The sequence below is a fragment of the Photobacterium kasasachensis genome (assembly GCF_050336885.1).
Taxonomy (GTDB): Bacteria; Pseudomonadota; Gammaproteobacteria; order Enterobacterales; family Vibrionaceae; genus Photobacterium; species Photobacterium kasasachensis.
Genome location: NZ_JAKJSH010000007.1, coordinates 389,699 through 403,806, shown reverse-complemented (window position 1 = coordinate 403,806; position 14,108 = coordinate 389,699). Strand labels below are relative to the sequence as shown.

Sequence of the window (14,108 nt, the reverse complement as noted above, 5' to 3'; positions counted from 1 at the left end):
GTATCAACAATGACACCAAGTTCAATATGAGCAGGCTTATCCGACAGTAACAACCAGTTTACCACTGTGTTGTTGCTGTTTGAGCTTGTCTAGCCCGTCAGTGAGTTTGTCAAACGGCAGGCTCTCCTCAATCATAGGATCCAGTTTTCCTTCACCAACTAGATTGCTGAGCGTATTGCCGATATCGGCCAGATGGTGGATATGCTCGAGCGTGCCATGGGCGTAGGTGCCGTGTAGTGCCACCTCATGCAAGCTGATTGCCTTGGTGGTGGCCAGCAGCGGCACCTGATTAAATTGATCGGCAACCATGACAATCTCGCCGTTGTAGCGGATGAGGGCACTCATAATACTGCCTGATTTTGCTGACACACAGTCGATAACAGCATGTACCAGCTGATCTTCGGTCAGCTCAATCAACCGCATGGCAACATTCTCGGTTTTTGGATCGATCACGGCATCGACACCATAATCAAGCAGGCGATGATGATGCTGCTTTTCGGCGATGGCATAGACTGTTGCGCCTGCCAGTTTTGCCAGCTGGACGGCAAATCCCCCGACGCCTCCTCCTGCTCCCGTAATTGCTATTTTTTGTCCGGGTTTGATATCCAGTTTGTCATGGACCGCCTGCCACGCCGTATAGCCTGCGCAGGGCAGAGCAGCGGCCTGCTCGAAGCTGACCGAGTCAGGAATGCGGCTCAAAGCATGGGCCTTGACGGCTGTGTAGTTGGCAAACCCACCCGCCTGGCGGGGATCGGCAAAGCAGAACACCCGATCACCCGGCTGAAAGTGGGTGACACCTTTTCCGACCACGGAAACAATGCCGGCAACATCAAGCCCGATGATCTGTGGGTATTGCCAGGTGGCATAGCCCCAGCTGGCGAGTTTATAGTCGATAGGATTGAGGCCAACGGCCTTAACTCCAATACAGACTTCATCTGAGGCGGGAGTTGGCTTTGCGGCGCGGGATAGCGTCAGGGAGCCGAGTCCTTCCGGTTGGGTTAATTTCCATGCTTTCATGTGCCACCACTTCTGTTATTTTTTTGTCTTAGTTTTTATAAACGTAGGCCAAATTTAGCTTCTTGCCTGACAAGGAATGAGAATAGGTGAGTAAAATCAAGATTTTCGGGGTGAAAACGAAAAAGCCTTCTCAGAGAGAAGGCTTCGATATGTATTGTCGATGATATTGAGAGTGGTATATCAGTCCAGGCGCTCTGAAAGGTAGGCGTTGTAATCCGGGATTTCGATATCCACTTCTTCCTCAAGTTTAGGCGAAGAAATCATGAAGTTAGCGCTGGCACGGTTTGTTGCAACCGGGATATTCCAGACCGCAGAAATACGCAGAAGTGCCTTCACATCAGGGTCATGCGGAACGGCATTGAGTGGATCCCAAAAGAAAATCATCATATCGATTTTGCCTTCTGAGATAAGGGCGCCAAGTTGCTGGTCACCACCCATCGGGCCGCTCAGCAAGCAATTTACTTCAAGGCCTGTCTCGCGAGACAGCATGTGGCCGGTTGTTCCTGTTGCGTACAATGTATGAGCGCGCAACTTGTCCTTATGCTCTGATACCCAACGCAAAAGGTGCGTCTTACAGTTGTCATGTGCCACAAGGGCGATGTGCTTGTTGGCTTGCATTGTGCGGGTCGTTACTTGCATCCAGGACTCCACTAAGATGGTGAATATTATCAATAGAAAAAACTATAAACATTAATATCAAAGCGAACCTAAGAAGTACAACCCAAAGGGTTGAAATCAAAGGTGGGTAACATTAATCGCCCTAATGAGTATAACCTGAGCTATGTGGCAACGATAATATGCCAATAAATCATAGTGATGCGAGAGCTTAGTCTGGTTATCGCCGAACCTTGTGGTCGTAGACACTAAAGGCAGGCCGAAACTCTGCCGGTGACAGGGAATCAGCGATGACACCTTTTGGTAGATGTGCAGGAGTCAGCCACTCAATTATGGGTGACAGGTTGCGCTCGATTGGCTTCTGTTCAAGGTGGCGAACGGCCTGATCGAGAGACAGCATAGCCTGTTGGGCCATTTTATCTGTTGGGGCGAATAAAATTTTGCCGCGACGCAGACCGCGATAAACACCGTGACTGAGGTAGGTGGAAACGATGCTGATATCGCCTGACTTGTGGTTGGAGCGCAATTCACTGATTGCTACTTCTGCTGCAACCGCACCGCCAACGATATAGTCAAGGTGCTGGCCGCTGGCAAAAAGTTTCTGGATCAGGTTGCGTTGCAGCTCTTTGCTGTTATCCGCCCACATAGTTTTAATGATATTGATATCACTGTCCTTTACCGCATCCAGAAACCCTTGGGTAACTGGCTTGGTGCCGCCGCGCTGTGAAGGTCCAGGTAACCAGGCGATATTGACAATGCCGCTGCCGCGAGGATGGCGCTTGGCAAGAAATTCGCCTGCAGCCTGGCCCATTTCGTACCAGTCCACCCCGACTTTGGCCGTGATATTTTTGCGGATATCGGGATCGGTGACATCAATATCGTTGATTGTGGCAAAGACCGGAATTTCCCCGGTGAGCTGAGACAGTATTCCCTGGTAGGCAGTGCTGTCCACAGTACCAAGAATAATGGCATCGGCTCCCCATTGGTGGCAGTCCTTGATCTGGGTCTGTTGCTTTTCCAAGTGCGGGTACCCGCCAGCTTCCAGCACTTTCAGCTCAATACCGAGCTTTTTGGCATGTTCAACCATGCCGTAGTTAACCGAAAGCCAGTAGGAATCCTTCAGGTGCGGGTACACGCTGCAAATTTTCCAGGGCTTAGATGCCGTTGTCAGCGGTTGATAAGTGATGGTGCGTGACTGTTTATCGCTGGCAAAAGGGGGCTTGTGGGAAATAATCTCCACCCCGTAGGCCGGTTGAAAAGAAAAAAAGAGTAATAAGAAAGAAAAAATTCGCATTTTATTCATGATTAATAGCATCTATACCTGCATCGCTGGCAAAATAGTAATGTTTTATTTTGTGTGGTTAAACCTAATTTTTCCTGTTGTGGTTCTTCTGTATGACATTCACTCCTAGCGGCATCGGTCGAAAACTGCTGATTGCCTTCTCGTTGATGGCCGGGCTGATGATTATTGCCGCGGTTATCGGTGTGGCTGGCTTCTCTTTGGTCGCCAAAACTGAACGAACGGTAATTAACTCCGCGGTACCGGCGTTGGCTGAGGCGCGCGAGCTTTCCGACCTCAGTACCCGGATCATTTTCACCGCTCAGGTGCTGGCCAAGTCGACGACAGAGCAGGAGCGAGAACGTCAGGGTAAAGCGCTGACAATTCATATCGAAGGGCTGAAGCACAGCTTGCGCGAGCTGGAGCAATACTCTTTCGAATCAACTCTAGTGGGTCAGCTGGAAGATGATGTGAAGCGGATTGTCGATAACCTTGCGATGCTGGGGTTGCTTGTCGGACGAAAAATTGATTTACAGGCCCAGGTCAATACACTGACCGAAGAAATGGCCAACGCCACCTTGCAGATAGACTCCCTGTCTCAGTCCCAGGTTTCCAATGCCAATACCATTGCGGTGGCGAATGTTTCCCGCATTTACGATCTTGTCGATGCCGGTGATACGCCAGCGGTGTTTAAGGCACTGGATAGCCTGGTCGAGGTTGATATGGACCTTACCGAGCGTCTGTTTGAACTGCGGTTTCTTTCCTTGCAGGTGATCAACATGCTTGATGATTCTAACCGGGTCGACAGCATCACATCACTGCTGGCGATTAAGGAGCGCTATAACAATGCTGTTTCGGTGATGCATCATCGGGTTAAATCGGTAGAAGATCCGAGCCGTTCGGTGCAGTTACTGGAATTAACGAAGACGTTAAACCATGGCGGGATGCTATTCGGTACGCAAGAACAGCTACTGTATGCGAAGAAAGATGTCGAGCGGATGGAGCAGCAAAATCTGGTGCTGTTCCAGCAGCTTAACCAGACGGTTGGCGATATTATCACCGCAGCGAATGAAGGCACCCAGCAGGCCGTAACCAAAGTTGACGAGACGCTGACGGTGGCGAGAAATAGCCTGATCGGTATTTCTGTGGTTGGCTTGCTGGTCCTGGTACTGATCATGTGGCGCTATGTTTATGCCCGTGTTATTAGCCGGATCAACGACTATAGTCATGCGCTGATGTCATTGGCTCGCGGTGATTTGGAAATTCGTCTGTCTGTTCATGGAGAAGATGAATTAGCACAGATGGGGCGGGCCATTATGGTTGCGCGAGATACTGCCTATGAGCGCCATCGTCTGGCACAGGTCGAGTCAAAAATCCGTTCCGAGCTGCAAGAGCATAAAACCAGCCTTGAGCGCTTGGTCGCACAAAGAACCAATGAGCTGGAAAAAGCCAACAGTAAGCTCAATCAGGAAGTCGAGAATCATGCCAAAGCGCGTGCCGAAGCAGAGAAAGCCAACCGGGCTAAATCCGCCTTCCTAGCGACGATGAGCCATGAGATCCGCACACCGATGAATGGTGTATTGGGCACAGCATCGTTATTGGCCGATACGGGGCTGACGGCCAAACAGGCGAGATATCTCGACGTGATTAACCGTAGTGGTGAGTCTTTGTTGGACATTCTTAATGATGTTCTCGACTATTCGAAAATTGAAGCCGGGCACCTTGATATTCGCCTTAACGACTTTTCTCTGTCTGAATTGGTGTCAGATGTCTACGATATGCTTGAAAGTCGTGCCCTGGCCAAGCGCATCAAGTTGGTTAGCCACATCGAACCCGATACCAACGATTTTTGGGTAAGCGATTCAACACGGGTGAGGCAGGTACTGGTTAATCTGGTCAGCAATGCGATTAAGTTCACCGACGAAGGACAGGTGCGGATACAGGTGCGCCAGGATCCGACCTTTGCCGACGAGCTGCTCTTTGAAGTTGAAGATACCGGCATTGGTATTGCCGAGGATGAACAGAAAAGTATGTTTGATGCCTTCCAGCAGTCACTTGAAGGGCGTCAGACGATGGGAGGCACCGGATTGGGGCTTGCCATCAGCAGGCGAATTATTGAGGCGATGGGCGGTCAGATTGGTGTTCGCTCCACCCTGAACAAGGGGAGCTGTTTCTGGTTTACCCTCAAGCTACAGCCGGGGCAGCGTTCTCATGTTATTGATAGTCAGGCGCAGGCTTTATCTTCTGCACATATATTGTTGGTAGAGGACAACCCGGTAAACAGTCTGGTTGCCGAAGGTTTCTTGCACCGACTCGGTCATACCGTGGTGATTGCCGAAGATGGCAAGCAGGCCGAGCAGGCCTACGCCGAGCAGAATTTTGATATCGCTTTGCTTGATATTAACCTGCCAGATACTGACGGGGTGACCTTGCTGCATAAGCTGCGACGGATCGAGGAGGCACGACACAAGGAGGCTTGGTTTGAGCCAACACCAATGGTGGCTTTTTCTGCCCATGTATTCCGTGAAGAAGTTGAGATTTACCTAGCTTCCGGCTTTGCCGGTTTCTTGCCAAAGCCCTTGGTCGAGAAACAGCTGGTGGAGACTCTGGGTAGCATTTTGTCGGGTGATAAGCGGGTCGTGGTAGAAGACAAGGTAAGTTCGGCTGTGCAAGATGATATGCCGGAGCACGAGAAAGAACACAATCAGGAGCAGTGCGAAGTGGACAACGAACAAGTGTGGCCTTTGCTGGATGAAAACGTATTAGGCAGCGATTTGAAGGTGCTGGGTGAAGCGCAGGTAAATAAGCTGATCAGTTTGTTTGTCGACTCTTCATCAGAGACTCTCGAGAAACTGCTGGTTGAAATTGATAACGGTAACTTGCCGCAAGTCTCAAGCCTTGCCCATACCCTGAAAGGGGCGGCAGGAACGATGGGGCTGACAAGGCTTCACAAAGTGTGCCTGGCGTTCGAGAAGTCGGCTAAAGAAGGGGATATTAGCCAGCTGGATGCCTCAGAATTGTCAGTAGTTTTTGACGAGTCCAAGCAGGCTCTTTTTGCTGCCTTTTCTTCCTAGCAGAAGCCGCTAGCTACTGACATGTGAAGGAATATGAATGTGAACAAGGAGGTATCATGAGCTATGAATGGTTGATTTTTGATTTGGATGGCACGATAAGCGATCCAAAGCAGGGAATAGTCAGATCGTTTAATTTCGCCCTTGAACATTATGGCTTTGCTCCACAAAGCGAAGCCGATATAGCGGCCTATATCGGTCCGCCGCTGGATCAAACATTTGTTCAGTTGACAGGTAACCATGATCCGCTGTTCATTGAGATGATAGTTGCCAAGTATCGTGAGCGATATGCCGAAGTAGGTTACTCAGAAAACCATCTGTATCCGGGTATGAAGCAGGTACTGCTGTCATTGAAGGAAAAAGAAGGCTGCCGGCTAGGCGTCTGTACGTCAAAGCGGGCTGACTTTGCCGAGAAAATCCTGGCTATGTTCGGTTTGCTTGATGTATTTGAGTTTGTAAGCGGTGGTGATATTGGCATTGAAAAATGGCAACAGCTTGAGTCACTGATTCAGGCCGGCACGATTAGCCAAAATGCGGTAATGATTGGTGACAGAGCGGTTGATCTGACCGCCGCACAGCATAATAAGTTGGACTCGGCCGGCGTGCTGTGGGGTTATGGTTCAAGGGAGGAATTGGAGCAAGCCTCACCTACGCATCTGTTTGACCGCCCTGAGCAACTGCTTGAGCTTCTGAGTTAAGACTCCTGGCCATTAAATTGGCATTACTTATGGTTCCACATAGAAAGCAAAGCCGATGTTGACTGAACATCGGCCTCATTTATTTTATCTTGTCTTTATTCAGGTTTTATCTGAACTAAAAACTTGCTCAATAATCGCCATGTCCGCATCCAGGAAAAATGCACGCTATGCTTTTAATGGCTGATAGTCAGGATCGCGTGAGCTTTTGCTAGATAGTCTCGTTGATGGGCTTCGTGATCATGAACTCGGAATGACTATTGATAAAGCTTTCCCGACTATTCAATTATGCGAGAGTTATATTTAACCTCTATGAAGTTCATTTTCTGCAATAATACTATCTGAGCTGAAATATTTGTTTCCCTTTTCTAGAAGTGCTTGATGTTCAGCGGAATAGTAATAAGCTTCAGCTTGCTCAGTGGTTGGAAATTCTAAAATAACAAACTTACCTTCTGGAAGCGTTCCTTGGATTGGTTTTATCTTCTCAGATACTGCTAGTGCTTTGCCATTATATTTTTCAATAAGGGGATGCGCTGAAGAGAGATATTCACGGTTATAAGCTTCTAAGTCATGAACCCTAACAAATGCAACCATTAATGCTGACATGGTTTTGCTCCTTCCTGTCTGATACTCAGTGTTTAAAAAAACAAGGTCTATTAAAGCTATTTTGAGGGAAATAGCAAATGCAACTCCCTCATACGGGTAATGCCGCGTTAAGGGGTGAAACTAAGAGATAACAGTTACAATTCTGAAACCGCCAGTTGCTTAATTTTGGCTTTTGCATCAGATTTAATCTTATCGGCATTTTCCGGAACCAGGTGCATACCCTGGATCGGCACAATACTAATATCTTTAATACCGATAAAATTTAAAATGTTTTGCAAATAAGGTGTTTGGAAATCCATGGCTTTAGCAGGCTCATGCTGAAAATCGCCCCCTGCACTACTAATGACCACCGCTTTCTTGCCTATTAATAAGCCCTCGGGGCCATTTTCTCCGTATTGAAACGTCAAACCGAAACGACATATTTGATCAATATAAGCTTTTAAGAGTGCTGTAATGCTGAAGTTGTGCATAGCCGAGGCAAAGACAATAATATCTGCGGCCTTTAACTCAGCTATCAGCTCCAACGATGGCCTAACTAGCGCCTGCTGCTCATCGCTTAACTGATCGGGGGCGGTAAAAAATGCCTCTAACAGAGGGCCATCGATTTGAGGGGCCGGGGTTTTGGCCAAGTCGCGAACAGTAAAATCATAGGACTCATGCTTACTGTCTAATTGGCTCACCAAGTAGTCAGCGATTTCATTGGAAACCGAGCTATTAGCAGCCGGGCTTGATTTGATGATGAGTACATTTTTGTTGGGTGGTAAAGATGCCATTTTCTCTCCTGCTCATACTGATTCATTGAAGTAGAGTTATATTAGCGAGTCTGCCAATCAGGAAATAGGTGGCTTATAGGAAATCTATTTTGTCTTTTAGACAAATATAAGTCAAAATACAGACGATTTTTGGCTGTTATTGGTGTCATTGTGGATAAATTACGTGCACTTCGCTATTTTAAACGAGCATCCGAGCTTAACAGTTTTAGCTTGGCGGCCAAGGAGTTCGATGTACCCGCCTCTTCCATTTCCCGCAGGATTAAAGACCTGGAGAACGAGTTAGGCGTCGAACTGTTACAGCGTACAACCCGCAACGTCAGCACTACTGAGCTGGGTAGTGTCTACTACGACATGATTGAGGAAGTGCTTCAAAAACTGAATGAAGCCGACGAGTTGGTATCACAACGCCTCAACACCATGGAGGGGAAGATAAGGATCAGCGCCATGGCCGACTATGGCGAGAGAATGCTCTCCCCGATCTTACAAAAATTCCGCGAGAAATATCCCTCAATCACTTTTGACTTAGACTACTCTGATGAAAAGATTTCATTCAATAACAATTCAGTCGATATTGCTATACGGGCAGGCAAAGTTCCGGAAGAACGTGTCGTTGCAAAACATCTTTCCAGCTCTGAATTAAAATTAGTGGCCACACCAAAATTATTATGCGATTTGCAAGAGCACTATGGTAAGTCGGTTTTAAGCGCTGAAGACCTTGAGACCTGCCCAACCCTACAATACCGCGGAAAACACGGACACGCTTCATGGTGGCAGCTCAAGGATGAGGTCTGGAATAAAATCGAGATTAATCCGGTATTAAGATGTAACAACGGTGAGACATTACTAGCAGCAGTACTCGCTCATGAAGGCCTATCACTTTACCCATTTTGGTGGGTTCAAGATTACCTGGCCTCCGGGGAACTGATAGAGGTACCTGTAGATTCACCGGTTTCTATTTATCAAAGTACTGACTTTGATATTTTTATTTTGTATCAGCAAGTCAAGTATAAAATCCCTAAAATACAAAGTTGTGTTGATTTTATTCTTCAGCATCTTGGGTAGTTGCTAAGACCAGCAAATGCTCTCCGACCGAGTATGGAACATGCTTATTACTGCTCAGCTTACCGTGCACACTTTCCGTAGAAGTAGTGTTAGAGCCTCAGGCTGGAATCTGTCCTCATGGCGAACAGGATCACTGCAATTAAACAACTTTGCCCCTTTCTTAGTTAGAACTTTAATTCATTCATTTTCTGTTTATGTAGATTCGCAATTCCTAAGCTAATATTTTGATAAAGAATGCTTTTTGGGTTTTCATTTTTCGAAATCTCTGCGGCGCTTTGCAAACAGCAGTGTATTGACCTATAGCGGGATGATTATTATCCTGTTACCAGCTATAGGCCTTTGATTTTTCATATGAATGGAGACTATTTAGCTCAAAATCGACTCAACTACAGCAAGTAACCACCCCCTGCTTGTACACACTGTCCTGTTATCCATCCAGCACGGTTATCGGATAGTAATAGAACGGCGTTTGCGATGTCTTTTGGTTCACCAAGGCGACCGAGTGGGGTCTGAGAGATAACCATTCCCAGCATTTCTTCATTTGATTTAACATCGGCTGAGATATCGGTATCTGTAAGGCCTGGTGCGACTGCGTTAACCCTTATCCCTAAAGGGCCTAGTTCGGCAGCGAGTAGCTTAGTGGTATGGTCTACAGCCGCTTTTGATGAAGCATAAGCCACGACACCTGGCATCATACCGCTTGATGTAACCGATGAAATATTGATGACAACGCCCTTACTTTTCGTAAGATAACTCGTTGCTTCTCGGATTAAGGCTAGCGGTGCAAATACGTTGGTTCGGTAAATGTTCTCAATAACTTCATCACTTGTATCTGAAAGTGGCCCCATACTCCCCGTTCCGGCGTTATTCACGAGAACATCCAATCGACCAAACTCACTGATGACCTTTTCAATAACTCGGGCTGGCTCGCCATGTTTACTGATATCTCCAGCGATACCGTAAGCCTGTGATCCTAATTCCTGTACTGTTTGATCAATAACAGATTGCCTGCGACCAGTAATAATCACCTTTGCTCCTTGGGTAATAAAGGCCAATGCGGTGGCTTTGCCAATTCCTGTACCACCCCCTGTGATTAATACTACGCTGTTTTCAAAATTTTCCATTTGTTGCTCCTAATTGCTTAGTGATGGGCGATGTCCCTTAGATAAAACACCCGCTGTTGATTGCTATTTTGGTTACGGCTTTCAAACGCTTGCTTGGTTGCATAAGGCGCACCATAAGGTTTGAAATTCCTATATTCTTTTCACTGTTCTATGCTGACTCTTTTCTGCCGTTCCCTTTATGAAGAGGGCTTGTGATATGGGAAATCAACTTAGGAATACTGGCATTGAGCCGAGTTTGGTCTCTACTCATCGCGCTATGAAGTACAAAAGGCGGCAGATAGGTCATACCGACCATAAGCGCAGTCTGCTGAAATGGTGTAAGAAATTCGGCCATGGTGAAGCTGTTGAACGCGCCAGCTTGAAAGCTATCGGCTGGGCCACCTGTTGAGACGGCTAGCAACAATTCTTTGCCTCGTAATTTGTTACCACCGGGACCATAAGCAAAACCTGAAAGCAGCACCTGATCGAGCCAAGCTTTAAGGATCGGTGGGGAAGAGTACMAGTAGAATGGGAACTGCAACACGACGCGATCGGCCTGCTCAAGAAGCGCCTGTTCAATCGCTGGATTAAAGCGCATTTCAGCGCCTCCAACAGCCGTTAGGTCGCGAGTAATGATCCCTTCAACTTCTGACAAAGCTTCAAACCACTTTCGGTTTGCGGTAGAGGTCGAAAGATCAGGATGAGCTGTCAACACTAGAATGTTCATAAATCAGGCCTCAATTTTTGGTTCCCTTTTCGCGGCAATCTTGTTTGCCACTAGGATTTACGTATTTCGTTTACTTGTTGCTCATGTTAATTATGCTGGTTAATATAAACAATACACCGATTATCCACCTCACTAGTGAATGAAATCTATCAATGAAATTGCCTCTTTCCACCCTCGAAGTATTTAACGCTATTGCGTGTAAGAAAAGCCTGCGTGGTGCAGCCCAAGAGCTTGGAGTAAAACCTTCAACGGTAAGCCACCAGTTAAAAAAACTGGAAGAGCAGCTAGGAACATCGCTGTTTATTCGGACAACACGTTCGATCAACTTGACTGAAGCGGGGCGAGCGTTGGCACGCAGTACCGGGCCAGCCTTCGAGCAACTAAGCGAAGGTTTATATAGTGCACAAACAGCAGGCCATGCTGAACGTGGATCACTGAAGCTTGCGATACCCGAGTTTGCTTATTTTCTGCTGGTTAAGAATAAATTGGCCACTTTCCAGAAAAAATACCCTGAGATCGAAGTAGAACTGTCTATGACCGATGCTTTGTCAGACATTCTGGGGGAGGGATTTCATGCTGGATTCAGGCTTGGTGGGCTTATTGCTGAGGATATGGTTGCGATCAACCTGAGCGAGCCTTTGAAAACCGCTGTAGTTGCAAGCCCTGAATATCTTGAGAAAAATGGTGTGCCACGGACACCTAAGGACTTATTGAACCATAATTGCTTGCGCTACCGGTACCAAAGTTCAGGACAATTAGCGCCTTGGATCTTTTCTGGGCCAGAAAGTGTCTATCCAGTCGAAGTTCGTGGCAACATGATCGCTAACTCATCACCTGCCACGATCGATCTCGCACTTCAGGGGGCAGGGGTGACCTTTACGTTTCGGGATTATTGCACCGATGCCTTGGCAAGCGGAGATCTCATAGAGCTCCTGACAGAGCATCAGGCTCCTCTACCTAGCATGAATATTTATTTCCCAAGGGAGTATCGTTCGATGATGCCACTTCGATTGTTTATTGAACATTTGAAAAAAGGGCATGACTGATTTCTCTAGTCAATATAAATAATAAGATTGAATATCTGGTTTGTGGGTTAAGTAAAAAGTCTAACAAGAAAATGCCTAAAACCTTGATAGTGATGGCAGCTTACACTTGTCTGAAGGCTGCCCGATTAGGTCAAATCATCATTCAAATTAATTTGGCCGAGTATGGGTCAAGTTAACTATCTGATTAACCCAAGCTTGCCCCATTTCAGGTTCGTATATTATCTCTAAACAGATGTTCCCGCTTCGTCTTCTTCGACAATATCGGTTTCTAAACTTGCCTCAGCCAGCCATCTCTTTATGACCGGGCTGCTGAGTAGCTTTTGTTGATAGAGCCTGGCTTTGTCAGACAGTGCAATGTCGTAGGTATGTATACGCAGGGCGACTGGGGCATACATAGCATCTGCTATCGACCATTCACCAAATAACCAGCCGTCAGGGTATTGTTCCATTTGCTCTGACCAAATCGCATCTATTCGCGCGATGTCTTTAACGGCTCCCTCGCTGAGGGCGATCTTCCTTTTGGCGCGGCAGTTCATCGGTAGCTCATTGCGGATATCAAAGAAGCCGGAATGCATCTCAGCCGAAATGGCGCGCGCTTTGGCTCTTTCTTTTGCCGAGCTTGGCCAGGCTTTACCGCCAAGGTATGTCTCGTTGATGTATTCAAGAATAGCGAGTGAGTCCCATACAGTCACATCATTATCAACTAAGGTTGGGACTTTGGCCGTTGGCGCGATGTTCTCAAGAGTGCGGTAGAAGTCTTTGGTAAACAATTTCAGTTTGATGATATCTACCTCTACGTCAAACTGCGCGAAGATAAGCCAGGCACGCAGTGACCAGGAGGAATAGTTCTGGTTGCCGATATAAAGTTGCATCAATGTCTCCTTACGTATTGTTCTTGATGATTTGTTTTTAGCTTAAGAGATTGTTTTATTGAGCACTAACGGATAGTTTTGATGGATTACATTAATAAAACCGATGGATAGCAAAGCCCAGTATGGATATTGACGCACTGAGAAGTTTTCTCGCTTTTGTCGAAACAGGCAGTTTTACCCGTGCCGCGAAACAGATAAATCGCACTCAGTCAGCGTTTAGCGCTCAGATGCGCAAGCTTGAAGACGAGCTGAGTGTCTGCCTGTTCGAAAAAGAAGGCCGTAATCTGGTGTTAACAGAAGCCGGTCTTGAACTGCGTGCGCATGCAGAGCAGTTAGTCGCCTTACACAATAAAGCGCTATATCAGGTCAAACGTTATGAAGATAAGCGTCCCTTCCGCCTTGGTTGTCCCGAAGACTACAACGACATCATTCTGCCAAAGGTGATCCGGGCGCTTAAACAAGCAGAGCCGACGTGCTCAATTCAAGTATTCAGCCAGCCAAGTGTCACGCTCAGAGAGTGGTTGGATGATGACAAAATTGATGCTGCGATTCTTACCCGCGCTCCTGATAGCGAAGAGGGGCATTGGCTGGCTAATGATCAGGGTGTCTGGATTGCCAGCAAGGATTTCGAAATCGACGATGTGGAGCCCATTCCGCTGGCCTTATTCCAATCAGATTGTAAGTACCACGCAGCAGCCATAGACGGTCTGACCAAGAGAGGTACGCCTTATCAGCTACTTGCCTGTTGCAATACGGCCTCTGCGCAGCGTGCTATCGTTCGGGAAGGTATGGCTATCGGTGCGATGGGAAGAATTAGTGTCACCGACGATCTAAAAATTCTCGACAACATGCCAGCCCTTCCATCGGTGGATATTGTGCTGGTACTAGGTGCCCGGCCACATCCGTTAATGAGTAAAGAGTGTCTTGAGCAGTTGATTGGGCTAGGGCGATGAGGAATCGTTTGGTGCTAATTTGACTCATACTCGATCTGACACCTTGCCACATACGTCTTGACCAAATCAGGAAGTCAGAGGTGCATGGGGTGACTGCCGCTGATGCGATGGACGGGCAATAATGTGATATTTTGGCGTTTGGACCAGTGGCCAGATCTCAATCGGCTGTTAGTGCCGTTGAGCCTTCGGCGCCACCGCCATAAAAGGTTTTATGCGCGATAATTCACCGGAGTTAGTGGTATATCGTGCTTGTATCCGGTAGACAAAGTCTGGGTTGGTGATAAACGGC

General features: G+C 47.3%; 13 protein-coding genes. 5 read left to right on the top strand and 8 right to left on the bottom strand.

The window, feature by feature from the left end; translation table 11 throughout:
- Positions 1 to 36: 36 nt before the first annotated feature.
- From L4D19_RS11655 to torT, 3 genes are all read right to left on the bottom strand, one after another.
- The gene (locus L4D19_RS11655; RefSeq protein ID WP_428452607.1) at positions 37 to 1,017 is read right to left on the bottom strand and encodes an alcohol dehydrogenase catalytic domain-containing protein; all 981 of its coding nucleotides are present in this window, start codon (positions 1,015 to 1,017) and stop codon (positions 37 to 39) included.
- 180 nt (positions 1,018 to 1,197) lie between these two features.
- A complete protein-coding gene (locus L4D19_RS11650) occupies positions 1,198 to 1,656 on the bottom strand; it encodes a methylglyoxal synthase (protein ID WP_428452606.1) in 459 nt (152 codons plus the stop codon).
- Between the two features lie 196 nt (positions 1,657 to 1,852).
- Positions 1,853 to 2,926 carry a TMAO reductase system periplasmic protein TorT gene (torT, locus tag L4D19_RS11645; RefSeq protein WP_428452605.1) on the bottom strand — a complete coding sequence of 358 codons (1,074 nt, stop codon included), beginning with the start codon at positions 2,924 to 2,926 and terminating at the stop codon, positions 1,853 to 1,855.
- A gap of 101 nt (positions 2,927 to 3,027) precedes the next feature.
- On the opposite strand from torT, the gene torS reads away from it, so the two are divergent.
- Together torS and L4D19_RS11635 are read left to right on the top strand one after the other, a co-directional pair.
- Positions 3,028 to 5,985 (top strand): TMAO reductase system sensor histidine kinase/response regulator TorS, encoded by a 2,958-nt coding sequence (gene torS / locus L4D19_RS11640; protein WP_428452604.1) that lies wholly within the window; start codon positions 3,028 to 3,030, stop codon positions 5,983 to 5,985.
- 56 nt (positions 5,986 to 6,041) lie between these two features.
- Positions 6,042 to 6,680, top strand: a complete 639-nt coding sequence (locus L4D19_RS11635; RefSeq protein WP_428452603.1) for an HAD family hydrolase — start codon at positions 6,042 to 6,044, stop codon at positions 6,678 to 6,680.
- 300 nt (positions 6,681 to 6,980) lie between these two features.
- On the opposite strand, the gene L4D19_RS11630 is transcribed toward L4D19_RS11635, so the two are convergent.
- Together L4D19_RS11630 and L4D19_RS11625 are read right to left on the bottom strand one after the other, a co-directional pair.
- A complete protein-coding gene (locus L4D19_RS11630) occupies positions 6,981 to 7,283 on the bottom strand; it encodes a DUF1330 domain-containing protein (protein ID WP_428452602.1) in 303 nt (100 codons plus the stop codon).
- A 134-nt stretch (positions 7,284 to 7,417) separates the two neighbouring features.
- The gene (locus L4D19_RS11625; protein ID WP_428452601.1) at positions 7,418 to 8,056 is read right to left on the bottom strand and encodes an FMN-dependent NADH-azoreductase; all 639 of its coding nucleotides are present in this window, start codon (positions 8,054 to 8,056) and stop codon (positions 7,418 to 7,420) included.
- Positions 8,057 to 8,206: 150 nt separating this feature from the next.
- Between L4D19_RS11625 and L4D19_RS11620 the strand changes: the two genes are divergently transcribed.
- Positions 8,207 to 9,118 carry a LysR family transcriptional regulator gene (locus L4D19_RS11620; RefSeq protein WP_428452600.1) on the top strand — a complete coding sequence of 304 codons (912 nt, stop codon included), beginning with the start codon at positions 8,207 to 8,209 and terminating at the stop codon, positions 9,116 to 9,118.
- 386 nt (positions 9,119 to 9,504) lie between these two features.
- Here L4D19_RS11620 and L4D19_RS11615 read toward each other — a convergent pair whose 3' ends face one another.
- On the bottom strand, positions 9,505 to 10,242 hold the full coding sequence (locus L4D19_RS11615) for an SDR family NAD(P)-dependent oxidoreductase (protein ID WP_428452599.1): 738 nt from the start codon (positions 10,240 to 10,242) through the stop codon (positions 9,505 to 9,507).
- Between the two features lie 148 nt (positions 10,243 to 10,390).
- Positions 10,391 to 10,948, bottom strand: coding sequence for an NAD(P)H-dependent oxidoreductase (locus L4D19_RS11610; protein WP_428452598.1), 558 nt, complete (start codon positions 10,946 to 10,948; stop codon positions 10,391 to 10,393).
- Between the two features lie 152 nt (positions 10,949 to 11,100).
- On the opposite strand from L4D19_RS11610, the gene L4D19_RS11605 reads away from it, so the two are divergent.
- On the top strand, positions 11,101 to 11,994 hold the full coding sequence (locus L4D19_RS11605; RefSeq protein ID WP_428452597.1) for a LysR family transcriptional regulator: 894 nt from the start codon (positions 11,101 to 11,103) through the stop codon (positions 11,992 to 11,994).
- Between the two features lie 224 nt (positions 11,995 to 12,218).
- Here L4D19_RS11605 and L4D19_RS11600 read toward each other — a convergent pair whose 3' ends face one another.
- Complete coding sequence (locus L4D19_RS11600; RefSeq protein ID WP_428452596.1) at positions 12,219 to 12,866, bottom strand: glutathione S-transferase family protein; 648 nt, start codon at positions 12,864 to 12,866, stop codon at positions 12,219 to 12,221.
- A gap of 122 nt (positions 12,867 to 12,988) precedes the next feature.
- Here L4D19_RS11600 and L4D19_RS11595 point away from each other — a divergent pair, with 122 nt between their 5' ends.
- Positions 12,989 to 13,819: a LysR family transcriptional regulator gene (locus tag L4D19_RS11595; protein ID WP_428452595.1), complete on the top strand. Its 831-nt coding sequence runs from the start codon at positions 12,989 to 12,991 to the stop codon at positions 13,817 to 13,819.
- The last annotated feature ends 289 nt before the right edge of the window (positions 13,820 to 14,108 follow it).